Here is a 24,802-nt window from a genome sequence, read left to right as displayed (position 1 = left end):
GAGTGCCAGTATGCACACTTTTTTGCATCGCACAATGCCTCAGGCCAGCAGGACCGGCCGGCCGCCGCAGGCGCCACAACGTCCCCAACCGGTCAAAAAAGCCCCCTTGTCCATGCGCCATCCCGCAAGCAAGCGCGATCACAACCACCGGCGGGATTCCATCCCGCCCTTCCCAGCAACACCACCCAACAGCCCCACGAAGGGTGGGGTGCCAACCCCGCCGGCATCGGTATCACACATCAACGAGCAGAAGCTCGACAAGTAATGCGGGTGCTATTTCAGCCGGTACAGATTGCGCGCAGCCTCGAAGCGCAGGCCGTCCTCGGCCGTTTCGCCATTGAAGGCGGCCTGGAAGAAACGCTTGACCCGCTCGTTCTTCAGCGGCTCGCCCTCGAAATAGGCATGCGAAGTACCCACGCTCGGCTGGCCGGTGAAATCCACATAGACCGCCTGGCGGGAATCCAGCTTGTGCGGGTAATGCCCCAACCTGGCCAGCTGCTGTTCCCCCAGCTTCATGCGTGATGCGCTGAGTGCGCTGTCGCGCTCGTTGAGGGTGATATAGACCCGGTTGCGACACTGGATCTTGTCCACCCACTCGGCATGGCCCTCGTTGTTGGTGTCGGCTGCCACCATGACGACGTTGTCGAACAACAGGCGGTCGCCGCGGTAGATGGACGATTTCAGCAGATGCTTGAACAGGTAGTTGCCCATGCTGTGGGTCATCATGCTGACGCTGAACGGGCACCATTTCTGCGACTGCTCGGTAAAGAAACGATCCCACTGCTCGGCATCGATCTTGTCGCCGCTACCGTAGCGCTTGTTGGCCAGTGCCTCGACACGCTGCACATGCTCTTCGTGAATGGCATGCAGGATCTGCTCGAGCCGCCCCAGGCAGCGGTCGAACGCGCCAGTGGAAGCCAGCGCGTCACGCTTGTCGCTCTTGTAGCTGACCACCCCGTGCACGCCGCCACCATTGGCCGGCCAGGTAAAGGGCAACACTTCCACCCCATAGGTCTGTTCAAGCTGCTCGGCGCGGTCCAGCACCGCCTCGACGTTGTTATTGAAACCATGCACGAAAAACAGCAGGTTGCGACCCTTGCCTGTGCCACCGGCCATCTTCGGGTTGACCCGCGCCAGGATGCGGCGCGCCACATAGCTGCTGGCAAAGATCGGCTGCGGCTTGCCTGCCGCATCGAGCGTGGGCTCCAGCCCCACCTCCTTGGCCATCTTGTCGGTGATCTGGTCGGGCAGGATGCGCACCTTCCATTTGCCGCCTTCGCGCACTGCCTCGGCCAGCCGCAACTCATTGGGGCCACGTGCGTTGGCTTGCGACTTGAAGGCATCCTTGACGGTGGTCCGGGCTTCGTCCACCTCGCGATTGGTCACGATGAACATGCTTGTCTCCTCCCTGTTGGTATCGGCTCCGGCACACTCAAGGACTCGCACTCGCGCATGCAGGATGAATGCAATATAGCGTAGCGGGCCGCACATTCAAGCACTGCCGGAGAAGACAACAGGTGCCATGAACCGCATACGGGGCTGCCCCAGTCGCCGAAATCCCGGGGACGCTTTAAACTCGCCCCCGCTAGGCAGCTTGCCGGCACAATGCCGGTCTCGAGCACCGCATACAGCCACCACGGCAAAAAGAGGAGAGAACAATGAATTTCATCAAGTCACCCAAGATGCTGATTGGTGCGATGGCCCTGGCCTGCGCACTGGTGCCGCCAGCCATGGCGCAACAAAAGTCCGTGGCGATCACCGCCATCGTCGAGCACCCGGCGCTCGACGCGGTACGCGACGGCGTCAAGGAAGGCCTGGCCAGCGCCGGCTTCGAGGAGGGCAAGAACCTCAAGTGGCAGTACCAGAGCGCCCAGGGCAACACCGGCACGGCCGCACAGATCGCGCGCAAGTTCGTTGGCGACAAGTCGGACGTCATCGTCGCCATCGCCACCCCCTCGGCACAGGCCGTGGTCGCCGCCACCAAGAACATTCCGCTGGTGTATTCGGCTGTCACCGACCCGGTGGCCGCCAAGCTGGTGCCGTCGATGGCCGCCTCCGGCACCAATGTCACCGGCGTCTCCGACATGCTCGAACTCGACAAGCAGGTCGACCTGATCAAGCGCGTCAGCCCCAACGCCAAGCGCGTCGGCATCGTCTACAACCCGGGCGAAGCCAACTCGGTGGTGGTGATCCAGCAACTGCGCGAGCTGCTGCCCAAGCACGGCATGAGTCTGGTAGAAGCCGCCGCGCCGCGTTCGGTGGACGTCGGCTCGGCCGCGCGCAGCCTGATCGGCAAGGTCGACGTGTTCTACACCAACACCGACAACAATGTGGTGTCGGCCTATGAGTCGCTGGTCAAGGTGGGCATGGATGCCAAGATTCCCCTGGTCGCCGCCGACACCGACAGCGTCGCGCGCGGCGCCGTGGCCGCCTACGGCATCGACTATCGCTCGCTGGGCGTGCAGACCGGGCAGATCGTCGCCCGCATCCTGAAAGGCGAACAGCCCGGCACCATCCCGTCGGAAACCAGCTCGAAGCTCGAGCTTCACGTCAATCCGTCGGCCGCGCAGAAGCAGGGCATCACCCTGTCCGACGAGCTGGTCAAGTCGGCCTCCAAAGTGGTGCAGTAAGCCGTCCAGCACCTCTCGTGATTCGCGTGCGGCGCCACAAGCGCCGTACGTCCGTAAGGGCGGGGCGGATGTCCCGCCGCCAACCGGTTGTTCCCCATGTCCACCTACACCCTGCTCGGGGCGCTGGAAATCGGGCTGATCTTCAGCCTGGTCGCCCTTGGCGTCTACATCTCGTTCCGCCTGCTGCGCTTTCCGGACCTGACCGTTGATGGCAGTTTTCCGCTGGGCGGTGCCGTCGCCGCCACGCTGATCGCCAGCGGCAGCGACCCCTTCACCGCCACCATCGCCGCCACCGTGGCCGGCGCCTGTGCCGGCTTCATCACCGGCTGGCTCAATGTGCGGCTGAAGATCATGGACCTGCTCGCCAGCATCCTGATGATGATCGCACTGTACTCGATCAACCTGCGCATCATGGGCAAGCCCAACGTCCCGCTGATCGCCGAACCCACCGTGTTCAACCTGCTGCAGCCCGAGATGCTGGTGGACTATGTCTTCCGCCCCCTGCTGCTGGTGTTTGTCGTGCTGGCGGTCAAGCTGCTGCTGGACGGCTTCTTTGCCACCCAGACCGGGCTGGCAATCCGCGCCACTGGCTCCAACGCACGCATGGCGCGTGCCCAGGGCGTCAATACCGGGCTGGCGGTGCTGGCCGGCATGGCGCTGTCCAATGCACTGGTCGGCCTGGCCGGCGCGCTGTTTGCCCAGACTCAGGGGGGCGCCGACATCTCGATGGGCGTCGGCACCATCGTCATTGGCCTGGCTGCGGTCATCGTCGGCGAAAGCCTGCTGCCTTCGCGCAAACTCTACCTGGCGACGCTTGCCGTCATCCTAGGCGCCATCGTCTATCGCTTCTTCATCGCGCTTGCGCTCAACTCCGACTTCATCGGACTGCAGGCGCAGGACCTGAACCTGGTCACCGCGCTGCTGGTCACCGTCGCCCTGGTCCTGCCCAGGCTGCGCCAGCGCAACGCCGGCAAGAAGGGAGGCTAGAGTGACGCCCCCCACGCTCACCTCGTTCGTCACCCGGCGGGAGACCTGACATGCTGAAAGCCCAAGACCTGCGCCTGACCTTCAACCCCGGCACGCCGATCGAAACACAGGCCCTGCGCGGCCTGTCGCTGGAGATCCCGTCCGGTCAGTTCGTCACCGTGATCGGCTCCAATGGCGCCGGCAAATCCACCTTTCTCAATGCGGTATCGGGCGAACAGCGTGTCGACAGCGGCAGCATCGAGATCGACGGCATCGACATGACCCGGCAACCGGTCTGGGTCCGGGCACGTCACGTTGCGCGTGTGTTCCAGGACCCGCTCGCCGGCACCTGCGAAGACCTGACCATCGAAGAGAACATGGCCCTGGCCAAGATGCGCGGCCAACGGCGCGGCTTTTCGTTTGCGGTCAAACCGGCACTGCGCGAGGCGTTTCGCGAACAGATCGCCACGCTGGGCCTGGGCCTGGAAAACCGCCTCTCGGACCGCATCGGCCTGTTGTCCGGTGGCCAGCGCCAGGCCGTCAGCCTGCTGATGGCCGCACTGCAGCCCTCACGCCTGCTGCTGCTCGACGAGCATACCGCCGCGCTCGACCCGCGCACCGCTGATTTCGTCATCCAGTTGACCGCCCGCATCGTTGCCGAACACAAGCTCACCACCATGATGGTGACGCACAGCATGCGTCAGGCGCTGGACGTGGGCGAACGCACGGTGATGCTGCACCAGGGCCGTGTGGTGCTGGACGTCTCCGGCAAGGAGCGCGAGGGGATGGACGTGCATCACCTGCTGGAAATGTTCGAGAAGGTGCGTGGCGAGGCACTCGACGACGACGCCCTGCTGCTGGGCTGATCCCGCACAGCGCACCTTGGCGATGCCGTCCGGGCGGGTCTTGCGGCCCGAACGGATGGCATCGTCGTCACGCCACCCCGTACGCTAACCGTAGCGCCCATCCCACCCCGGCAGCAGCACCGCTGCGCCCTGCAAACGCCCGGCGCGCAAGGCATCCAGCGCATCGTTGGCCTGCTCGAGTGCAAACGGGGTGACATGCGTGCGCACCGGCGATTCCGCCACAATGCGCAAGAAGGCATCACCATCGGCACGGGTCAGGTTGGCCACCGAGCGCAACACCCGCTCACCCCATAACAGATCGTAGGGAAAGGCCGGAATATCGCTCATGTGGATGCCGGCACACACCACCGTTCCCCCTTTGCGCACCGCACGCAAGGCCGCCGGCACCAGCTCGCCAGCCGGCGCAAAGATCAGGGCCGCATCCAGCGCCACGGGCGGTAATTCGTCCGCCGCTCCACACCACGCCGCCCCCAGCTCAGCCGCAAACGCCTGGCTGGCATCGTCACCACGCCGGGTAAAGGCATAGAACGCCCGCCCCTGATGGCGCAGTACCTGGGCCACAATATGTGCCGCCGCACCAAAACCGTAGATACCGACACGGCGCGCATCACCCGCCATCGCCAGCGCCCGGTAACCGATCAGGCCCGCACACAGCAGCGGCGCCAGCTCGGCAGCGGGCAATGGATCGGGCAGGGCAAAGCAGTAACGCTGATCGGCCACGGTGAATTCCGCATAGCCACCATCCAGCGTGTAGCCGGTAAAACGGGCCGCATCACACAGGTTCTCCTGCCCGGACAGGCAGTACTCACACTCGCCGCAGGTCCACCCCAACCAGGGCACACCCACCCGCTGGCCCACCGCAAAACCCACCACCCCTTCACCCAGCGCCGCCACCCGGCCAACGATCTCGTGCCCGGGAATCACTGGCAGCATCGGCGACGGCAACTCGCCATCGACCAGATGCAGATCCGTGCGGCACACCCCACAGGCCTCCACCCGAATCAGCATCTGCCCGGCACCCGGCCTGGGCACCGCACGCTCGGTCAGGCGTAGCGGATTGTTGGGTACATCAAGCACCATGGCGCGCATTTCGAAGCCCCTTGAGGAAACCCGGTGTGTAGATGATACGCGCGATGCATGGAGAGGCTGAACAGGTGTGGAGGCGGACGCGACGCCACATGGTTCCGGCGTCAACGCGACTCCGCAGGAGCTCAAGTCAATCGATGCATTTCAGAGGATCAACAAGAGTCGCGACGGAAACATCTAACGACCATCGGTCAAAACGTCGTTGTCGTCAGTTCGACCCAATACCGACACCACACACGCTTATGAACAATCAGCAGCCATTAAAGACCGCTGCGCGCAAGCTCGCCAACCCGACGGCTGTAGGCCAAGAAAACGTCGTCACGAATCCATCCCAAGGACTCGTACAGCAATTGGGCGGCCTTATTTGTGCGCGCTGTGGTGAGGTCCATGCGTACCTTGCCCTCACGAGCAGCGTTCTCTTCAGCAGCCAACAGAAGCATGCGGCCAAGCCCGGAGCGTCGGGCGGATGGAATAACGAACAGGTCGTAGAGCGAATAGATCGGTTGAGCCTCGACCGAGCAGAATGTCGGGTACAACTGGCAGAAGCCGAGCAAGCCAGATGATGACGACTCCGCCATCAGCACGACAGACTCTCTACCGCTTAAGCGATTGAAGATAAACTGCCGAGACAGCTCTGGATCAGGCCGCTGCTCATAGAACTGCCGATACAGATCGAACAGCGATGCCACCGCGGCTACGTCAGCTGTGCCTGCCTGCCGAATAGTGATGCTCACCCTGCGTTCCTGATGTTGAGAGTTGCGAATGTACAGGGCAAGGGTCGCCCCGTCGCACAGCTTGAAGGGTGTCAAGCGAACAGAATCAAGGATCAGTGCCGCATCACGCTACCCGGGAACCCAAGCTTGACCATTGCTGAAACGTACCAACAGAAAATAACCCACCAATAAACAGACAAATACCTGAGCTGACGATCCAGAACGTCAGGCTGTTCTCCGGGAACAGCGGCATCAAACTCACAAATGCGGCTCCCCGGGCCAGAAACACGGCTGCAATGGCGATCAGGATATACCGTGTTAGCGGCAAACGCCTTATCACGCCGGCCCCGGAAAGAGCGTAAAGGGTCCAGATCAGCAGCACGGCAACAATGGTAGAAGTCACCATCGTGGGGTACCAGAGACCTTGGTCAGCCATCTGGGCCATCTGCTCACCCGCCCCAAGAAAACGGTAGCAGTCTCCGCCGAACACGATACAACCCAGGTGAGCAAGTGCTGCCAACGAGCACGAAAGTGCAGCAGCGAGCAGCAAGGTATTGCCATCAGATTTCAATTCTCATCCTCAGTCGACGGGTGCCAACTACTACATCAGCCCAAGGTAAGCGGCACCGGAAGGAAAACAGCAAGTGAAGGACACCGATAAGGGCCATGATAATACCAATCGCATTATTTTTGTCGGTATTCGCTTGACCATGACGTCAGGCCACATGCGATTGCCCACGGCGTCGGGATGTCCCACCATGCAATCGTTCTTCTTGCATTGAGGGTCGCCATGCCAACCGCCCTTAACCTGAAGAATACGAAACATTCCTGACGCTGGGTACGATGCAGGCTTACTACTTGATTTTATATGCAACCTCTTGGCAGGCCAGGGCTAACCCATCACCTTTTCATCATCGAATGGATATCCCGAGATTGAATCGCCCCATCTTGTCGGTCCAGTAAGCCAAACAGCCTACGAAACCTGCGCCACCCGCGCATCAGGATGTAACGCGATTTCGCTGTAATCCAGCCCTCTCCTCCTGGATTCAGTGATCATGACTTTGCCTGCCGCTATCGCGCGACGGCTTCGCGTCGCCGCTGCGGCGCTGGTATGCGGCTGCGCCGCATTGAACGCCAGCGCTGAAGATATTACACCCTATCTGCAAACCCCCACCGCGAACTCGATCTGGGTCAGCTGGAAAACCGCCGAAGGCGACGCATCCATCGTCGAGTACGGCGTAGATGGCGAACCGCTGGACCGAACGGCGTCCGGTGCGACGCAGACACTGGCATCGAACTACCGCCTGCACGGCGTACAACTCACAGGCCTGCAACCGGAAACGCTATACACCTACCGCGTGCGCACCGGCAGCCAGGTGTCGCCGGTGTTCCGCTTCCGAACCCAGCCCACTGCGGCACGCAAGAGCGGGCACTTCCGCATCCTGGTGACTGGTGACCACCAGTTGCGCAACGACGATCGCCACACGCCGCTGCTGCAGGCAGCCAAGGCCAAGATCGAATCCCTGACCGGCCTGCCGCTGGAAGAGTCGGTGCAGCTGATGCTGAACAACGGCGACCAGGTCGACGTCGGCACACTGGACCACTACGAATTCGTGCACATGAAGCCGTCCGCCGTGGTATCCGGCAATCTGGCCATCATGACGGCGCTGGGCAACCACGAAACGTATTACGACCCTGGCCTGGTCAACTGGCGCGCGCACAACTTCTACGACCAGATCAGCTACAAGGGCATCGCCGCTGCAGCCGACGAAACCTATTATGCGCACCAGGTCGGCCGTGTGCTGCTGGTGTATCTGAACTCCGAGTCGGGCTTTTCGGCGCAGGCCGAATGGCTGCGCAAGGTAGTGGCTGCGGCCAACACCGATCCGGACGTCGACTGGGTGATCAGCGTCGTGCATCGTCCATATCAGGCCGAGCAGTACGTCGGTGACATCTCTCAGTGGTTCCGCGACACGGCGATGCCGATACTGGCCGGCACCCGCAAGCATGTGCTGAACATCGGAGCCCATCACCACCTGTACGCACGCGGGCAGACTCGCGACTGGCCGATCTACCACATCATCAGCGGCGGTACCGCCTGGGACCAGTTCTGGGGCCAGTCGACCGAACGCGACATGGATGACGTGCAAAAAACCATCGCGAACTGGACCTGGCAATTGATCGAATTCGATCTCGACGCCGGTTCGATGAAAGTGTCAACCTATGCCGAAGGCCACCCGAAACTGGGCTTCGCCTACAACAGCCGCCTGATCGACGAATTCGAACGCCGCCTGGACGCCGCCGCGCCGGAAAAACCCGAGCTGAATGGTGCGGCCTCTGGTGCAACCGTCACGCTGCCTCAGTCCTTCAGCCTGTCGCCCTTCATGTCGACATCGGGCATGGCGATGAATAGTACGCAATTCCAGATCTCGCGTGATGCAGCCTTCTCCAGCACCGTGGTCGACCTGATCCGCGACGTCGAGAACCTTTACGGCGATACCGGCTCGCCAGACTATGAACCGGTGGACATCCACGCCGGCGTGGATATCGAAACCTATACCGTGCAGCAGTACGGTCTGAACAACGGCAGCTACTACATCCGTGCCCGCCACCGCGACGCCAATGCCGAATGGTCTTCGTGGTCGGACGCTCGAAGCTTCAAGGTCGAAGGCAGCGCCGACGGAGACCCGGCCCTACGCATGGCGAAAAAGGTCTGGGCACCAAATGAACCGGTCACCGTCGAGTATCTGAACGGCCGCAGCAAGGCGAAGGACTGGGTCGCCATCTATCGCAAGGGGCAGACGCCGGGTTCTGCCACGCCGTCCATCAAGTGGGCTTATGTGTCGGGCGTAAGCGGGCAGATGGCATTTACGGGGCTGGCCGCGGGCGTCGAGTACTACGCGGCCTTCCTGACCGACGACAGCTATGTCGAAATCGCGCCACGCCTGGCTTTCTATGTCGGCAATATGCCCGAACTTGCAGTCAACAAGACCCAGTTCAATGTCGGCGAACGCCCCACCTTCAACTGGAGCGGCGCACCAGCCGGCAGCAAGGACTGGATCGGTGTGTATCGCGTCGGCCAGACACCGGGCGGGATCGGTTCCACCACCTGGGCCTACACGCCGACCGAATCCGGGACGGTCACGCTCGGCGCGCTGAACAAGGGTTATTACTACGCGGCCTTCTTCATCAACGACGCCTACTTCGAAATTTCCGACCGCGTGCCCTTCGCGGTGGGTAGCGAGATCGCGAGCGTCAGTCTGGTCAACACCGCACTGGCCAGCGGCGAGCGTCTGGACATCCGCTTCTCCGACGGTCCCGCTACGGCGAAGGACTACATCGGCGTATTCCGCAAAGGCGCTGTGCCGGGCATCGACCTGCTGGTGAACTACTACTACGTCGATGGCCGCGCCAGCGGCAGCCTGTCGCCGCTGGAAGCACTTCCTGATGGTGAGTACTTCCTCGCGCTCTACATCAATGATTCCTACACCGAAGTGTCGAACCGCGTCGAATTCACAGTGGGTGCCGGCAACACGCCCGAACCGGATCCGCGCGCACTGGGGGTCACCCTCAATCTCATCCGCACCGGCGACGCGTTGGAGGTGACTTGGTCGGGCATGCCCGGCAATGCGAAAGACTGGTTAGGCATCTACCGCTCGACTCAGACGCCGGGCAGCAGCAGCCCGTCAGTGCAGTGGCGTTATGCGGGTGGAGCCGCGGGCACTGCGTCGTTCAGCGGCCTGGCTGTCGGCGAATACTACGTCGCCTTCCTGCTGAACGACGGCTACGAGGAGGCAGCCACCCGAGTGCCCTTCTCGGTGCGTAAGCGTGGCGACATCAACGGTGACGGCATCATCAACGTGGCCGACCGCGACACCCAGCGCGCCGCGCTGGGCAGTTGTGACGGCGACGCGCGGTATCAGCCGCTGGCCGATTTCGACAACGACCACTGCATCACCCAGGCCGACTACAAGCTCTGGTACGCACTGTTCGTCAAGCAGTAAGCAGCCGATAAACGAATGAGGGCGGGGCCTGAAGGCACCGCCCCACAAGGAGAATCACATGATGATCAAAACCCTCTTCGCCGCGCTGTTTGCCGCCAGCACCCTGTCGGCACAAGCCGCCACTGTGGAACTGTCAGGCAGCGCGGTCGCCTCGATCGGCCAGACCTTCACGCTGGATGTGCTGCTGCTCCAACCCTTCGACGGCGAGCGTGCCGGTGACGAACTACTGACTTTCGGCATGGACCTGTCCTTCGATAGCGGACTGCTGAAGTTGCTGGGAGTCTCTCTCGGGTCAGGCTGGGACGACGATTCGGCCTTCACCGGCCTCATTCTGTCCGGTTCGGCCTTCCCCGGCGTGGCCGATAACGGCCAGACCTCGCTGACACTGGCCACCCTGTCTTTCGAAGTGCTGGGGGCGGGTAGCACCTCGGTCGGTCTGTCCGGTCTTTCGGCAAACAGCTTCGATCAAGGGCTCATCTACCAGATGTCACCCACGCTGGACATACAGGCTACCCATGCACTGGCGCTTGCCGTGCCGGAACCCGGCAGCTACGCAATGATGCTGGCTGGCCTCGGCCTGCTGTCGCTGGCGGTGCGCCGCCGAGGCTGATCCGCATCCCTGGTCACCATCCCTGCGCGGACTGACCACCTCGGCACCCCGAGGCCGGGGTGCCATGTCGTCGGCCATCCGCGCAGGGCACGGAAGTTAAGGGCCGGAGCGGGGAGTCGATGGCGAAATCGATGGAGTCTGACCCCATTGACCCTGAGCGCTGCCCGCTCACTTCCTGCCATAGGTGGCATCGTGATCGGGCGCGATGGTGAGCAGACGGATGAAATCCCCATCACGGTATGCGGTCGCCCGGCGTGCCTGGGTGATGCGAAGGGAGTAGATCGCGTCGATGCCCTGGGACGGCCTGATGCTGGTGATCTTCTCCCATTTCAGGCCCTGGTCGCGGTACAGCTGGTTCCAGCTTAGCTGGCGGATCTTGTGCAGCGTATCCAGGGCTGCATGACGTTCGGGCTTTTGCAGCGTGAGCAAGTTGTCCTGAAACACCGGGTTGTTCAGGTCGAGCCTGACCTTGGCTTCAACGCTCGCCATGGCCAAGACGTTTGAGCGTGTCTTCGGTATCGGCATCCGATGCGGCATGGGCCACGGACCAGGCCATGGCCGCTTGCAGATCGGTGGCGGCCTGGGGCGCGTGCAACCAGCGCTCGTTGTCAGGAACGACGGTGGCCGTGCGCACCAGCCAGACGCCAGGCTCGTATTCTTCCACCAGTACCTGGCGACCAGCGTACTGCTTGCCCAGCGAGATTTGGCCGTTGGCGCCAACGACCTTGACGGTGGGAGAGTGTGCAGTGATGGCCATCATGAGGCTCCTTGGTCACAATGCACGAAATTATAATTTTCGTGCAGCACGAATTCAAGGTGCGTAATGAAGGCGCTCGAGCAGCGCTACGTCCATTATTCTGGGTTACGCTGATGGCTGAGCGCATAGCCAGGAGCCCGCGATGCCCCCAGACATCTCCACCGACGCCCCTTATTTTGCCCCGACCCGTTTTGACGACGCCGACGCTGCGATGGCGCGGGTGCGGGACATCTACCAGAGCAGCGTCGATTACCTGCGCCAGGCGCTGCAGCGCTATGTTGCTGGCGAGGATGTGGGGCGCCATGTGCGCGCCTGCTATCCTTTTGTACGCGTGCGCACCGACACCGTGGCACGGGCGGATTCGCGTCTGTCTTATGGCTTTGTGGCCGGGGCGGGCATTTACGAGACCACGCTGACACGGCCGGATCTGTTTGCCGACTACTATCCCGAACAGTTCCGCCTGTTGTTGCAGAACCATGGGGTTTCGCTGGAGATCGGTAGCAGTACGCAGCCGATACCGGTGCATTTTTCGCTGAAGGATCATGACCACGTAGAAGGCCAGCTGGATGCCGCGCAGCGCCAGCGCCTGCGCGATGTGTTCGACCTGCCGGACCTTGGCGCGATGGACGACGGCATTGCCAACGGCACGTGCGAGCCGCTGCCGGGCGAGCCGCATCCACTGGCGCTGTTTACCGCGCCGCGGGTGGATTATTCGCTGCACCGGCTGCGCCACTACACGGGCACCGCGCCAGAGCATTTCCAGAATTTCGTGCTGTTCACCAACTACCAGTTCTACATCGACGAGTTCATCAAGCTGGGGCATACCCTGATGGAGGATGCCAAGGCCGACCATGGCTACACCACCTTCGTCGAGCCGGGCAATGTGATCAGCCGCTGGGTGGGGGATCCGCCGCAGCCGGGCGATGAGCTGGGCAGCGCCCCGCCCCGCCTGCCGCAGATGCCGGCCTACCACCTGACCCGCGACGACCGCAGCGGCATCACCATGGTGAATATCGGCGTGGGCCCGGCCAATGCCAAGACCATTACCGACCACATCGCGGTACTGCGCCCACATGCGTGGATCATGCTGGGTCACTGCGCTGGCCTGCGCAACACCCAGGAACTGGGCGACTATGTGCTGGCCCACGGTTATGTGCGCGAGGACCACGTGCTGGACGAGGAGCTGCCGCTGTGGGTGCCGATTCCGCCGCTGGCCGAAGTGCAGCTTGCGCTCGAGGCCGCGGTGGCGGACATCACCCAATTGTCGGGCTACGAGCTGAAGCGCCTGATGCGCACCGGCACCGTGGCCAGCACCGACAACCGCAACTGGGAGCTGCTGCCCTCGCAGGGCGCCAGCAGCCCCGAGCGACGCTTCAGCCAGAGCCGGGCGATTGCGCTGGACATGGAATCCGCCACCATTGCCGCCAACGGTTTTCGTTTTCGCGTACCGTATGGCACCTTGCTGTGCGTCAGCGACAAGCCGCTGCATGGCGAAATCAAGCTGCCCGGCATGGCCAACCAGTTTTACCGCGAGCGCGTCGACCAGCACTTGCGCATTGGCATTCGCGCCATCGAGCGCCTGCGCCAGCAAGGAGTCGACAAGCTGCACAGCCGCAAGCTGCGCAGCTTTGCCGAGGTGGCGTTCCAGTAGGGCGCAGACACAACAGGACGAGGAGAATCAACCATGAGTTTTGGCAATCTGCTGGGACAGATCCTGCAGCAAGGTATGGCGCAACAGGGACGGCAGCGGCTGGAACACGCAGCCAGTGCAGGCGGCATTGGCGACCTGCTGGGCGCAGTGCTGGGTGGTCAGACGGGTGGCCGTGGCGCCGCGGCGGGCGGGCTGGCCGATGCCTTGGGTGGTTTGCTGGGCGGCGCTAGCCGGGCTGGGGGTGGGGCAGCGGCCACGGGTGGCCTGGGCGATCTGCTAGGCGGGATGCTGGGCGGTGGTGGCCGGGCCGGCGGCAACCCGCTGGGCGACCTGTTGGGTGGTGCGCTGGGCGGCACCCTTGGCGGACGTGGCGGAGCCAGTGCCAGCCGGGGGCAGGGCAATACCGGCATGGCCATCCTGGCCACGATCGCGATGGCCGCGCTGAAGAACTGGACCGACGGCCAGCGGGCGCAGGCGGCATTTGCCGGCAAGGAGAGCGGCTTTTCAGCGCAGGAGCTGGCTGCGGTCAGTGCCCCCGAAACCGAACAGCTGATCCTGCGGGCGATGGTCTCGGCGGCGAAGGCCGACGGACAGGTCAGCGAGGATGAGATTCAGCGCATTATTGGCAAGATCGACGACGATGGTGTCAGTGCAGACGAAAAACGCTTCCTGATCGAAGCGCTGCGCCAACCGCTGGACATGGCCGGCCTGATTGCCGATGTGCCCAACCCGGTGGTGGCCGCCGAAGTCTATGCGGCCAGCCTGCTCGCCATTGAACTGGACACGCCAGCCGAGGCAGCCTACCTGCGCCAGTTGGGCAACGGACTGGGGCTGGATGCGCCCACGATCAGCCGCCTGCATCAGATTACCGGCGCACCTCAGGTCTGACCCTGACGTCAGCACGCCGACACAGCCCTTCGGTCAATCGGCCTTGACCAGAAAGGGCAGGTTGGCGGTGGCGGCCTTGCCGTTTTCGTCGCGCACGGTAATGAACAGGCGGTAGGCGCCGGGCTGCCGGGGCGCGTGAAAGCGGATGTGCCCGGCGTCAGCCGCCAGCAGTGGCACTTCGACCTTGGGCGGGGGGGGTTCGGCGTCCCCCCCCAGACGCAGGTCGGTGGCTTCGCCATGAACCTGCCATTCGGTGCGCAAGCGGGTGCCGTTGTGGCTGCGCGCATCGACGCCAGCCGATACCAGACTGCCGGGCGCAAATACATCGGCAGAGATGCCGATGCCCATGATCGTGGGCGCCGGGCTGGATACCGGCTGCCCCCAGCTTGCGCTCAGCGCGTCGGTCATTTCGGTCAGGCTGCCGTCGGCCAGCAGCAAGCCATGCCAGGTGGCAGTCTGCTCTTGCTTGGCACCCCACAAAAAGGGAAACACGCCGCGAATCTGTGGCTGATCGCGCAGAAAAGGCAGCGCCGCACGGAAGAAGTCGGCCTTTTGCCGGCTGGTCAGCTCCACCGGCGCGCCCCAGGGCTTGCGCCCGGCCTGCCATTGCCCCAGCGGGCCCAGCTCGGTGACCACCACCGGCTTGCGGATGCCGGCATCGCGCAGGCGCTGGGGCAGGTCAAATACCGCACCGGCGTAGAGATTGATGCCGATCATGTCGACATGGGCGCAGCAGTCGGCCAACTGCTTGAGATGGTCCAGACTGGTATCAGCCACCACCATCAGCGTGGGGCGCGTGGCGTCGAGTTGCTTGACCACGGCCGCCATGCGGTCGACTTCCCGCCAGGCGGGGCGCGGATCACGCTGGTCGGTTTCCACCTCATTGCCGACCCCCCAGGCAACAATGGACGGGTGACTCTGGTGCTGTCTGACGAATGCGCGGATGCGCGACTCCTGCTCGCGCAAGGCCTTGGCGTCATCCAGCCGGAAACCATGGCGTGGGTGCTCCAGCCACAGCCCCATGACCACCTTGAGGCCCAGCCGGCGTGCTTCGTCCAGCACCCAGGCATCGGATTCGCGATACACCCGGATCACCTTGGCGCCGGCATCGGCCAGTTGCTGCAGGGAGGCGCGGCTGCCTTCGAAGGCCGCGCCCTGCCACTGGGGATCTGCGGCCACGGGTGCAGTCAGGCTGAAGGTCAGGGCGAAGGCCGCGCACAGGCGCAGGCAAAGACGGGAAGGTGGGACGATCTGGGGCATGCGGGGCTCCGACGTGGAAGGTCGGCACTGCATCTTGGGGCAGCTACCGGGCGGTATGACCGCCACCGGTCGGGTGCGTTCCGGAACCCGGGTCGATCCGTTCCCGCAAACCGCCCCAGGCGGGACGGCTTGCGGACGACTGCGATCAGGACGGGGTGATGACCCCACGGCGGATCTGGTCGCGCTCGATGGACTCGAACAAGGCCTTGAAATTGCCTTCGCCAAAGCCTTCGTCGCCCTTGCGCTGGATGAACTCGAAGAACACCGGGCCCAGCAAGGTGCCAGAGAAAATCTGCAACAACAGACGCGGATGGCCGCCCTCGGTGCTGCCATCAAGCAGAATGCCGCGCGATTGCAACTCGGCCACCGGCTGGCCATGGCCTGGCAGGCGCTCGGCCAGCATCTCGTAGTAAGTGGCGGGCGGGGCACTCATGAACGGCAGACCCGCACGCTTGAGCCCATCCCAGGTGGCGATGAGGTCGTCGGTGTACAGGGCAATGTGCTGGATGCCCTCGCCGTTGAACTGCATCAGGAACTCCTCGATCTGCCCGGTCTTGCCCGAAGCCTCCTCGTTGAGCGGGATGCGGATGCGGCCATCGGGTGCGGTCATCGCCTTGGAGGTGAGGCCGGTATATTCGCCCTTGATGTCGAAATAGCGAAGTTCGCGGAAGTTGAACAGTCTTTCGTAGAAGTTGGCCCAGTACGCCATACGGCCCCGATAGACGTTGTGGGTCAGGTGGTCGATGAACTTCAGTCCATGACCGACCGGACGGCGATCCACCCCGTCGATGAAGCGGAAATCGATGTCATAGATCGACTGGCCGTCCTCGAAGCGGTCGATCAGGTACAAGGGCGCACCGCCAATGCCCTTGATGGCCGGCAGCCGCAACTCCATCGGCCCGGTTGGAATCTCCACCGCCTGGGCGCCCAGTTCCAGCGCGCGGTCATAGGCAATATGCGAATCACGCACCCGGAAACCCATGCTGCAGGCCGAAGGGCCGTGCTCGGCGGCAAAGTAGGCGGCATTGCTGCGCGGTTCTTCGTTGAGAATGAAGTTGATCTCGCCCTGGCGGTACAGCTTTACCCGCTTGGAGCGATGATGGGCCACCAGCGTGAAACCGAGCATCTCGAACACCGGTTCGAGCGTATTGGGAACGGGCGATGCGAACTCGACAAACTCGAAGCCCATCAGCCCCATGGGATTTTCAAACAGATCAGCCATCTTGGCACTCCTGATTTCGGTAAGGGAACAGACACGAAAGGCAGGAGACCGCCCGACCCACCGTCGACGGCAGGACGCTGCGGGTCAGGCCTTGGCCCGGTTGCCCGCAGGACATGCGTCGATCAGGCGAGCCTGACCGCCTCCGCTGACACCGTCTGCGGCGGAGGCGCCCCCGGCACCCCGCGCGTGCTGCGCGCGAGGTGATCACCGATGAAGATCAGGCAACGGCCGGAAACCGGTAGCCGGGCCGGACGGCCGGTGCAGGCGGAAGGACGGCGGGTCATCGCGGCGGGTGTCGCCGGTTGACCGGCTCAGCCCAGCGCCGCGAGCGCAGCGGCGTAGTTGGGTTCGTCCTTGATCTCGGGCACGAGTTCGGCGTGCAGCACCTTGTCGTCGACATCGAGCACCACCACCGCACGCGCGGTCAGGCCAGCGAGCGGGCCGGCCGTAATGGCCACACCGTAATCGGTGGCAAAACCCAGACTGCGGAAGGTGGACAGGGTGTGCACGTTCTCCAGGCCTTCGGCTACGCAGAAGCGCTTGGCGGCAAACGGCAGGTCGGCCGATACCACCAGCACCACGGTATCGGTCAGGCCGGCAGCCTCGGCGTTGAACTTGCGGGTGGACGTTGCGCAGGTGGGAGTATCCAGGCTGGGCACGATGTTCAGCACCTTGCGCTTGCCGGCAAAGGCCTCCAGCCCCACATCCTTCAGGTCGGCTGCGGTCAGCGAGAACGCGGGTGCGGCCGCGCCCTGTTGCGGAAAGCGGCCGGCGACTTCGATCGGGTTTCCACCCAGGGTTACTGTGCTCATTGTCTTCCTCCGAGGGATGAAGCTGCCGGCACTCTGAAGGCGGGACCGGTCAGCGAATGTAGTAGCCTACACCAACCAGCTTGCCGTCGACCGCTCGAAAATACGTATGCTTGCTTTCCACCTTGGACGTGGTGGGGTTGCGCCAGGCGTAGTCGATCTCGCCCGCCCCCTTGCGGCTGGCCACATTGATCATGTCGGTGATGATCGCCTTACCCTTGGGATCGCGCAGTTCGTGGCCATTGCGGCCGACCAGTGCGGGCGTGGCGCCGTGAGCAAGGAAGCGTCCGTCCTTCATGTCGACGACGAACACATACAGGTCGTCCTGGGTGTAGTTGCCGCCGATTTTCTGGAAATCGGCCAGCGCGGCATTGGCATCCAGCGCCAGTGCCGCCACCGCCTGCTCCAGCATGGCCTGGGCCTGGGCCGCCGTTGCCCGCGGTGCGTAGAAACCCACCGCCACCACGGTGTCGCCCACCTTGCGGAACAGCGTGACCTTGGGCTCCTCGCGGTTCTGCACCGGGTTCAGCCAGCGGTATTCCACCCGGCCACCGCCTTGTGCGGCAGCCTTGTCCAGCAGTTCGCGAAAGAAGGGCTTGCCGGCTGCATCGGTACGCTCGGCCACGTTCTGCCCGATCAATGCAGCCGACGAGCCACCACTGGCGAGAAAACGCCCATCCATGGCCATGGCGTAAACATACAGGTCGCGGTCGATGAACTCGCCCTGCCGGCTGAAATCCGCCAGCGCTGCCTCACCCTTGGCCTCGACATGCTTGACCGCACGTTCAAGCAAGGCGGTGGCCCGCTTTTCGTCCCAACGCTCGGACAAACGCACGGTCTCGCCACCCTGCGCCAGCACTGGCGGCGACATCGCCCCGCCAAGCAGGGCAAGCGATAAGGCCAATCCAAGGGTGGTGCGGGAAGCGCTGGGCATGGGTGTCTCCTGACTTATTGAACGAGTGTACAGAAAGATAGACAAATCGGGATGGAAAGTCGAGATTTGTCTAACGCGTGATTCCGGACCCTCTTCAAGAGCATTTCCGCTCAAAGCACACGGCGCTTACCAGGTATAACGTAACCCTGCAATCAGGGTGTGCTGGGTCTGACGTCTGTCCACACCCAGGTTGTAGTCCAGTTCCAAGCTGAGACTGTCGCTGGTCCGCCCCTTTAACCCCAGACCAACAACAGCGCTGTCACGCTCTTGCGACACGCCTGTCACCCGGAAACTGGATCCAGGGGCGCCTTGGAAGGCAACCTCCATCTCGCTACCACGATCCGCCCACTGACGACGCCAGAACGCGCGCAGTTCGGCGCTCAGGCCGGTCTGTGCCAATGACAGTTGCAGACGGCCACCCAGCATCGACACCAGCGACCGTGTAGTCTGGCTATCGGCTTCCAGGCCCAGCGCACCAGCCCCCTTTTCTCGGAACCCGTCCTGCTTCAGCACGACGTTCTGCAAGGACAGCGCTGGCTCGAGAACATGATTGCCGCGGTCGATACGATAGGCCGCTTCGAGGAAAACACCGAGTTCGCGACCATCGTATTCGGCTCGGGCCCGGCTCGAAGCTTCGCCGATGGTGATGTCGCGATCAGTCGAATAGGCATTCCATCCGTAAGCCGCAATTGCCTGCAGACGCCAGTCGTCCACCACATGGCTGCCATACGCTGCCAACTGGTGCCCCCGCACACGAGCATCATCGTGGCCAGCACTGGCGTAATCCAGCCGGGTGTCCCCGTACTGATAAGCCAAGCCAACGGCGGTACGATCGTTCAGTTTGCTGTCTGCACCCAGCAGCACGCCGCTGGTGTCACTTTTATAACCAACGGCATTGCCATCGGAGCGGGTATTACCATGCCCCCCCAGCAGTTGTGCCCACAAACCCCGATCACGACGCTTCGGCCACAGTTGCAGCCCGACACTTGCATCACTGGCCGTGTCCGCATGAGTACTGGTCGCCAGCAACACTGGCTCCCCCCCCGCATATGCGAATCCCGACCCACCTGCTCCGCTGTTTCCGATGTCTCCAATCGTACGCCGGCCCAAGGTCTGCATGGTTGAGGACAACACCCCCAACGTACCCAGGCCCAAGTGGGCACGACCGCTCATACTATTGAAGGCGGCACGTGCCTGCCCGGCAGACAAGGTGTTGATCCGCATCAGAGCTTGGTCGAACTCGCTACTCGTTCCAGTGTTCAGCGCAGCCGACTTCAATGCCTCAGCTACCCCTGACTCGTTGGACGTCTGGCTGACCGAGGTGTAGCTGGCGCCATTGGGCGTGAGGGTCAACTCGACGGTCTGTGCCTCATAATTCAGGCTTGGGGTAACGAAGGCAAAATCACTGATGACAGTATCGAAGGTGCCGGAAACCAGCCCGCCTGCGCTCAGAATGGTGTATTGCGTACTGGCGGCATATTTCGACATTCCCGCGCGGATACTCAGCACACCGGCCAGCTCGGCATTACCGGTAACGACGAGGCGATCCGACTCACCCTCCGCCGTGGTCTGCACTCGATAGGTCGAACCCGCTTCCAGGGCCAGGTTGCCGTTAACACGCAGCATTCCACCCAGTGCATCCGGCGCCAAGGTGCCACCCGACGCCACCGTGGTATTCCCCACAGTTCCGCTTCCCGACAAGGTTCCCCCAGCTATCACATTCAAAGCACCGCCCAAGGTGCCATCTACACGCAGTCTGCCGCCACTCATCGTCGTCGTGCCGGTGAAGGCCGACGAGTCACCGGACAGCGTGGTGTTGCCGCCCAGTTGTCTCACGTTCCCCCTGCCAGACAACGCCGCCGCCAGCGTGTAGTCTGCATTGTGATTGAAGTTCAGCGTACCGCTGCCTGCACCGAACACAATGGAAGCCGTATCAAGCCAGCCCGCACCATGGGGCGCCGAACCAGCTGCTGCACCCACATTGACTACAGCAGTGGCCCCCGATTGAGCCGCGATCTCCAGTCTTGGGGTACTCACCTTGCCACCATCGACCACCGTCAATGCTGCCTGTCCTACACCACCCACATGCAAGGTACCTATGCTGGCGAGCGTGCTGCCCATGCCGGATATTGTTGCCGACGCCCGACCGCTGGCAAACTGGCCAAGCTCAACACTTGACGCCCTTACCTGTCCCCCGTCACGCACGACCAGAACACCACTGCCCCTGCTACCGACACGCAAGCCTGAATCAGCCTCCAACCGAGCACCACCGGATACGTCGATCACGCCGGAGCCGCCGCTTTCGACACCAAGCGACACCAGACCCGCAGACGTCACCGTCGCACCGCCACTCACATTCAGGCGACCAGTGCCCGAGTTACCTAGGATCAGTACGCTGCTGTTCTGGATCGACGCCCCACTGCCGCTGGCGGCAATCTCCCCGCTGGATCCCATCCCATTGCCGGCCACCAACGTTCCGGAAGCTAATGCGCCATTAACAGTCAACCCCCCTGTTGCCGTGGCACCGACGATCAGAGTCTCGACCGCACCACTTCCGTCCAACACTGGCATGCGGGTGCCACTAGCCACATCAATCGTGGCATTGCTGCCGGCAGCAGGCACAACGCCATCCCAGCCCCAGTTGGCTGCATTGTTCCAATCACTACTTGCCAAGCCTGTCCAAGACGATACAGAGGTTTCCTCGATCGCATTGAGCGTCAGGTAAACTGCATTTCCACTGTAGGTCACCACTGGGTTCATGAAGTTGAAGTTGCTCGCGACGCTCGCAAACAGACCGCTGAGCGTGCCTCCAGTACTGAGGATGACGTACTGGGTACCGGGAACATAGGAGGAAGAGCCGGCAATCACATTCAAGTTACCCGCCAACGAGGCATTGCCGCTAACGGAAATGCGATCAGCGCCTGTCGTAGTCGCCTGCACCCGGTAGATCGACCCACTTGCCAAAACCAGGTCGCCATTCACCATCAGCTCGCCCGTGGTATCGCCGGGTGCAATCGTGCCGCCGCTTGCAACCGTGGTACTACCCACCGTTCCAACCCCGGACAAGGTTCCTCCCGATGACACCTGCAAGGTGCCCCCTAGGCTGCCACCGACCGTCAGCACCCCTCCACTGATCGTGGTATTGCCAGCGAAAGCCAGAGAGTTCCCGCTGAAAATGGTGTTACCGGAGAGCTGATTTACCGTCCCGTTACCAGTCAAGGCGGCTGCCAAGCTGTAGTCGCCACTATGGTTGAAGTTCAGGGTTCCGTTACCTGCACCAAACACGATGGCCGGGCTATCGAGCACACCCGCAAGCTGAGGCGCGGAAACGGCGTTGGCACCAACGTTGAGCACCCCGGTTGAACCCGCTTGAGTGGCGATACCCAGTTCGGTCGCGCTGACGGTACCCCCATCGGCCACGGTCAGTTCGCCGCTCCCGCCAAGACCAACATGAAGCTTGTTGGTGGAGGTCCATTGCGAGTTGCTGCCTGAAACCACCGCCTCGCCACTACTGCCGTTCTCGTTGGCAATGAAGATACGATTACCACTAGCCTGACCACCCGCATTGATCGACAGGATCCCCGAACCAAAACGGCCGACATTGAAGTCCGAACTTGCGGTCATCGTGGATCCGGCACCAGTAACAGTCAGTGTGCCTTGCGAACCCGCCAGATCCCCGAGAATGTTCTGCAGGCTGGACAGACTTCCACCACCGCTGACAGTGACCTCGCCCACAGCCCCACCGCTCTGCCCGACTAATAGATCTCCGCTATTTATCCAGCTTGCGCCTGTGGTGATCACAGCCTCACCTTGCGCGCCATTGGCAACACCGACATATCCATCAGTACTGGTCACGGCAGCGCCCGCCGACACCGTGAGCGCCCCTTCGCCTTCGTTGCCCACATACAGTACCCCGCTGTTGTGCCAAGCGCTGCCAGCACCGGAAACCGTGACTGTTCCGTCGCCACTGGCCAGATGACCAACCAAGCCCCCCGTACTGCTCACCACCGCGCCGTTGGTCAGCGACAAAATGCCACTGCCGCCAAACCCGACAGAAATCCGGTCACTCGCCACCCAGCTGGCATCATTCAAATTCACTGTACCGGTGCCGCCATCAACGGCACCCAACCAAGCATCAGCAGTGTTCAGCGTGCCGCTGGCCTGCACAATCAGGGTTGCTGTGCCACCTGTTGAAAGGACGTCAAACGGATCGCCCCCCATGATCAGGCGACCTGTTGTCCATGTGCCTCCGGTCACCGTGGCCGAACTCGTGGAGGTGCTGTATCGGGAAATCAAGGTCTCACCCGAGCTGATCGCTGCGCCAGTGCCAAGGGTCAAGGTCGCGTTGCCATAAAGACCCAGGTAGAAGGAGAAGGCACCATTGATCGTCAGCATGCTGTTGATACCGGACACACCGATTGAGCTGGATGTACCTGCTGTACTTGCAACGGCTGCACCATTGGTGCTCGCCGTCGCACCTGCGGTAAGTGTCAGCGTGCCGGTGCCTCCACCACCAACATCAAGCCATCCGGCATTGGTCCAACTACTGCCAACACCGGTCAGGCTCACCTCGCCAACGCTGCCAAGGCCATCTCCCAGGCGCGCACCATCGCTATGCAATTGCCCTTCGGTGATCCCGACATTACCGCTGCCGCCGAAGCCCACGTACAGCAACGAGGTACCGGCATCGAAACTACCTCCGGTCTGCAAGATGAGATTTCCGTTGCCCCCCGGGGCACCACCGATATATACCGAACCTGCAGATGACGAAGCACTGGCCGCGTTTTGCACCGTCAGGGTGCCGGTACCGGCCTGGCCCAGCGTCAGTGCCCCACCCGAAACAACGAACGCTGCACCATTTCCACTAACGGTCAGCTCACCCGTTGAACCCGAACTGTTGGCGATCAGCGCAGCCCCGGTAGTCAATGAGCCAGTGATGTTTAGCCGACCTACGCTGGCGCCACCCAACACGAGCATGTTGATCGAGGTGGTCGTCGACAGCCGCGCAACCGGTGCCGCCAGTAGATCGAACGTAGCCGTATCCGCAGGCCCAGGGGGGGCAAACCCATCCCAATCCCAATTACCTGAGGTTTCCCATTGATCGTTGGTACTACCCGTCCAACGGAAATTTCCGGCAGCGGCCTGCTGGCTGAACGTCAGACTTAGCGCCAGCGCAAGAATGCTGAGGCGAGGGCGGCAGGACAAAGGACTGGACATAATCGGGCACAACTCCGAAATGATCGTTCCCACTGCCCTTCGGGCTAGTCGGCAGATGCATCCGGGGCTGACCCGACGCAATCCGGGAACATCAGGATTATCGAATGAAAGCATGCACATGCTATCACCAACATATCGTAACAAATGCGCCTGAAAAGGCTGAAATGACGCAATAACGCACGATCCGGGCAATAAGAAGCAATTCCATTGTGTTTTTTCTTCGCTTCAAAAGCCCGTGCAGCCCGAAGAACCCTGACTGAGTTTCAGCCGAAAGTTATAGCTCTGACCTCTCCAGTCTGGGCAACAGCGCCGCCGACAGCGCGACCATGATCAGCGCGGCGGCCATCATGTCCTGCACGTGCGGTGTCTCGCCGGTGATCGGCATGGCTGACAGCAGGCCGATCACCGGAATCATCATTACCGACAACGCGCTGGCCACCGGTGGCAGGCTGCGGGCAATGGAGAACCACAGCACCTGGGCCGCAGCACAGGCAATGACCACACCGTAAACCAGGGCGAGCCACATGCGTGGCGAGAAGTCGAAGGACGGAACCGGCTCGATCACCACCGCCAGCGTCCACAACGCGGGCAGGGCGCAGGCCAGCATGGCGACGGTCAGTGCTTCGGTGGAAACCGCCGGCCCCAGGCGCTTCAGGAGCAAGGTGCCGGTCGCCCACGATGCCGCGGCAGCCAGCATCCAGGCCATGCCGACCGGACTGCCTGACAATTGGCCCAGTTCATGCCACAGCAGCAGCAACACCGCACCGGCGGCGCAGGCGGTTGCCAGCCACAGGCGCGGACTCATCCGCTCCCGGAAGAACAGCACGCCGAGCAACACCGTCCAGATCGGCATGGTGAAGCCCAGGATGGCCGCTCGTCCGGAAGCCAGTGCCTGCAGGCCAAAGATGGAAAAGCAATGCCAGCCGATGATATTGGGCAAGGCCAGCACCAGCACCCGCCCCCACTGGCTGCGCGGCACACGCAGGCTGATGCCACGCGAGGGAAACCACACCAGCAGCAACAGCAGGCCACCGGTAATGGTGATGGCGCGGAAATAAAGCGGCGTGATCTCGCCCAGCGACAGCTTCATCACCGGCCAGTTGACGCCCCAGAACAAGGTCAGCAGGACGAGGGCGACAAGGGTGCGGGTGGGCAGCAAGACAGACGACTCCGGTCGGCAAACGAACAG

General features: G+C 62.6%; 19 protein-coding genes. 7 read left to right on the top strand and 12 right to left on the bottom strand.

Annotated features, from left to right (window positions below):
- Positions 1-273: 273 nt before the first annotated feature.
- Entirely contained in the window at positions 274-1,395 is a 1,122-nt protein-coding gene (locus DNK49_RS04280; RefSeq protein ID WP_110523100.1) for an alpha/beta hydrolase, read from the bottom strand.
- A gap of 263 nt (positions 1,396-1,658) precedes the next feature.
- Between DNK49_RS04280 and DNK49_RS04275 the strand changes: the two genes are divergently transcribed.
- The 3 genes from DNK49_RS04275 (at position 1,659) to DNK49_RS04265 (ending at position 4,462) form a co-directional block, all read left to right on the top strand.
- Entirely contained in the window at positions 1,659-2,630 is a 972-nt protein-coding gene (locus DNK49_RS04275; protein ID WP_110523099.1) for an ABC transporter substrate-binding protein, read from the top strand.
- Between the two features lie 96 nt (positions 2,631-2,726).
- On the top strand, positions 2,727-3,617 hold the full coding sequence (locus DNK49_RS04270; protein WP_110523098.1) for an ABC transporter permease: 891 nt from the start codon (positions 2,727-2,729) through the stop codon (positions 3,615-3,617).
- Positions 3,618-3,667: 50 nt separating this feature from the next.
- A complete protein-coding gene (locus DNK49_RS04265; protein ID WP_110523097.1) occupies positions 3,668-4,462 on the top strand; it encodes an ABC transporter ATP-binding protein in 795 nt (264 codons plus the stop codon).
- Between the two features lie 84 nt (positions 4,463-4,546).
- Here DNK49_RS04265 and DNK49_RS04260 read toward each other — a convergent pair whose 3' ends face one another.
- The 3 genes from DNK49_RS04260 to DNK49_RS04250 all read right to left on the bottom strand — a co-directional run bounded on the left by DNK49_RS04260 (position 4,547) and on the right by DNK49_RS04250 (position 6,832).
- Positions 4,547-5,551 carry a zinc-dependent alcohol dehydrogenase family protein gene (locus tag DNK49_RS04260; protein ID WP_110523096.1) on the bottom strand — a complete coding sequence of 335 codons (1,005 nt, stop codon included), beginning with the start codon at positions 5,549-5,551 and terminating at the stop codon, positions 4,547-4,549.
- 257 nt (positions 5,552-5,808) lie between these two features.
- Positions 5,809-6,282 carry a GNAT family N-acetyltransferase gene (locus DNK49_RS04255; RefSeq protein ID WP_110523296.1) on the bottom strand — a complete coding sequence of 158 codons (474 nt, stop codon included), beginning with the start codon at positions 6,280-6,282 and terminating at the stop codon, positions 5,809-5,811.
- 103 nt (positions 6,283-6,385) lie between these two features.
- Positions 6,386-6,832: a hypothetical protein gene (locus DNK49_RS04250; protein ID WP_110523095.1), complete on the bottom strand. Its 447-nt coding sequence runs from the start codon at positions 6,830-6,832 to the stop codon at positions 6,386-6,388.
- Between the two features lie 484 nt (positions 6,833-7,316).
- Here DNK49_RS04250 and DNK49_RS04245 point away from each other — a divergent pair, with 484 nt between their 5' ends.
- Entirely contained in the window at positions 7,317-10,265 is a 2,949-nt protein-coding gene (locus DNK49_RS04245) for a fibronectin type III domain-containing protein (protein ID WP_110523094.1), read from the top strand.
- A gap of 58 nt (positions 10,266-10,323) precedes the next feature.
- Positions 10,324-10,875 (top strand): cohesin domain-containing protein, encoded by a 552-nt coding sequence (locus tag DNK49_RS04240; RefSeq protein WP_110523093.1) that lies wholly within the window; start codon positions 10,324-10,326, stop codon positions 10,873-10,875.
- Between the two features lie 168 nt (positions 10,876-11,043).
- Here the strand turns inward: DNK49_RS04240 and DNK49_RS04235 are convergent, their stop codons facing one another.
- Together DNK49_RS04235 and DNK49_RS04230 are read right to left on the bottom strand one after the other, a co-directional pair.
- Complete coding sequence (locus DNK49_RS04235; protein ID WP_110523092.1) at positions 11,044-11,364, bottom strand: hypothetical protein; 321 nt, start codon at positions 11,362-11,364, stop codon at positions 11,044-11,046.
- Entirely contained in the window at positions 11,351-11,635 is a 285-nt protein-coding gene (locus DNK49_RS04230; protein WP_207806881.1) for a hypothetical protein, read from the bottom strand. The genes DNK49_RS04235 and DNK49_RS04230 overlap by 14 nt, the downstream gene beginning before the upstream one ends.
- Before the next feature lie 139 nt (positions 11,636-11,774).
- Between DNK49_RS04230 and DNK49_RS04225 the strand changes: the two genes are divergently transcribed.
- Entirely contained in the window at positions 11,775-13,283 is a 1,509-nt protein-coding gene (locus tag DNK49_RS04225) for an AMP nucleosidase (RefSeq protein ID WP_110523090.1), read from the top strand.
- A 33-nt stretch (positions 13,284-13,316) separates the two neighbouring features.
- Complete coding sequence (locus DNK49_RS04220) at positions 13,317-14,171, top strand: tellurite resistance TerB family protein (protein WP_110523089.1); 855 nt, start codon at positions 13,317-13,319, stop codon at positions 14,169-14,171.
- Between the two features lie 33 nt (positions 14,172-14,204).
- Here DNK49_RS04220 and DNK49_RS04215 read toward each other — a convergent pair whose 3' ends face one another.
- The 6 genes from DNK49_RS04215 to DNK49_RS04190 all read right to left on the bottom strand — a co-directional run bounded on the left by DNK49_RS04215 (position 14,205) and on the right by DNK49_RS04190 (position 24,772).
- On the bottom strand, positions 14,205-15,431 hold the full coding sequence (locus DNK49_RS04215) for a glycoside hydrolase family 2 TIM barrel-domain containing protein (RefSeq protein WP_110523088.1): 1,227 nt from the start codon (positions 15,429-15,431) through the stop codon (positions 14,205-14,207).
- Positions 15,432-15,576: 145 nt separating this feature from the next.
- Entirely contained in the window at positions 15,577-16,653 is a 1,077-nt protein-coding gene (hppD, locus tag DNK49_RS04210) for a 4-hydroxyphenylpyruvate dioxygenase (protein WP_110523087.1), read from the bottom strand.
- Between the two features lie 311 nt (positions 16,654-16,964).
- Positions 16,965-17,465: a thiol peroxidase gene (gene tpx, locus DNK49_RS04205; protein WP_110523086.1), complete on the bottom strand. Its 501-nt coding sequence runs from the start codon at positions 17,463-17,465 to the stop codon at positions 16,965-16,967.
- Positions 17,466-17,514: 49 nt separating this feature from the next.
- A complete protein-coding gene (locus DNK49_RS04200; protein ID WP_110523085.1) occupies positions 17,515-18,396 on the bottom strand; it encodes a cache domain-containing protein in 882 nt (293 codons plus the stop codon).
- A gap of 126 nt (positions 18,397-18,522) precedes the next feature.
- Complete coding sequence (locus DNK49_RS04195; RefSeq protein ID WP_165843262.1) at positions 18,523-23,613, bottom strand: autotransporter domain-containing protein; 5,091 nt, start codon at positions 23,611-23,613, stop codon at positions 18,523-18,525.
- 274 nt (positions 23,614-23,887) lie between these two features.
- Positions 23,888-24,772: a DMT family transporter gene (locus DNK49_RS04190; RefSeq protein WP_110523083.1), complete on the bottom strand. Its 885-nt coding sequence runs from the start codon at positions 24,770-24,772 to the stop codon at positions 23,888-23,890.
- Positions 24,773-24,802 lie beyond the last annotated feature (30 nt).

The sequence above is a fragment of the Parazoarcus communis SWub3 = DSM 12120 genome (assembly GCF_003226565.1).
GTDB lineage: Bacteria > Pseudomonadota > Gammaproteobacteria > Burkholderiales > Rhodocyclaceae > Parazoarcus > Parazoarcus communis.
The sequence above is the reverse complement of the archived record's forward strand: the minus strand, read 5'-3'. Positions and strand labels throughout refer to the sequence as shown.

Excerpts from the sequence above, each read along its gene's own strand:
- DNK49_RS04280 (WP_110523100.1), bottom strand. The coding sequence starts at position 1,395 with ATGTTCATCGTGACCAATCGCGAGGTGGACGAAGCCCGGACCACCGTC.
- DNK49_RS04275 (WP_110523099.1), top strand. The coding sequence starts at position 1,659 with ATGAATTTCATCAAGTCACCCAAGATGCTGATTGGTGCGATGGCCCTG.
- DNK49_RS04270 (WP_110523098.1), top strand. The coding sequence starts at position 2,727 with ATGTCCACCTACACCCTGCTCGGGGCGCTGGAAATCGGGCTGATCTTC.
- DNK49_RS04265 (WP_110523097.1), top strand. The coding sequence starts at position 3,668 with ATGCTGAAAGCCCAAGACCTGCGCCTGACCTTCAACCCCGGCACGCCG.
- DNK49_RS04260 (WP_110523096.1), bottom strand. The coding sequence starts at position 5,551 with ATGCGCGCCATGGTGCTTGATGTACCCAACAATCCGCTACGCCTGACC.
- DNK49_RS04245 (WP_110523094.1), top strand. The coding sequence starts at position 7,317 with ATGACTTTGCCTGCCGCTATCGCGCGACGGCTTCGCGTCGCCGCTGCG.
- DNK49_RS04240 (WP_110523093.1), top strand. The coding sequence starts at position 10,324 with ATGATGATCAAAACCCTCTTCGCCGCGCTGTTTGCCGCCAGCACCCTG.
- DNK49_RS04235 (WP_110523092.1), bottom strand. The coding sequence starts at position 11,364 with ATGGCGAGCGTTGAAGCCAAGGTCAGGCTCGACCTGAACAACCCGGTG.
- DNK49_RS04230 (WP_207806881.1), bottom strand. The coding sequence starts at position 11,635 with ATGATGGCCATCACTGCACACTCTCCCACCGTCAAGGTCGTTGGCGCC.
- DNK49_RS04225 (WP_110523090.1), top strand. The coding sequence starts at position 11,775 with ATGCCCCCAGACATCTCCACCGACGCCCCTTATTTTGCCCCGACCCGT.
- DNK49_RS04220 (WP_110523089.1), top strand. The coding sequence starts at position 13,317 with ATGAGTTTTGGCAATCTGCTGGGACAGATCCTGCAGCAAGGTATGGCG.
- DNK49_RS04215 (WP_110523088.1), bottom strand. The coding sequence starts at position 15,431 with ATGCCCCAGATCGTCCCACCTTCCCGTCTTTGCCTGCGCCTGTGCGCG.
- hppD (WP_110523087.1), bottom strand. The coding sequence starts at position 16,653 with ATGGCTGATCTGTTTGAAAATCCCATGGGGCTGATGGGCTTCGAGTTT.
- tpx (WP_110523086.1), bottom strand. The coding sequence starts at position 17,465 with ATGAGCACAGTAACCCTGGGTGGAAACCCGATCGAAGTCGCCGGCCGC.
- DNK49_RS04200 (WP_110523085.1), bottom strand. The coding sequence starts at position 18,396 with ATGCCCAGCGCTTCCCGCACCACCCTTGGATTGGCCTTATCGCTTGCC.
- DNK49_RS04195 (WP_165843262.1), bottom strand. The coding sequence starts at position 23,613 with ATGTCCAGTCCTTTGTCCTGCCGCCCTCGCCTCAGCATTCTTGCGCTG.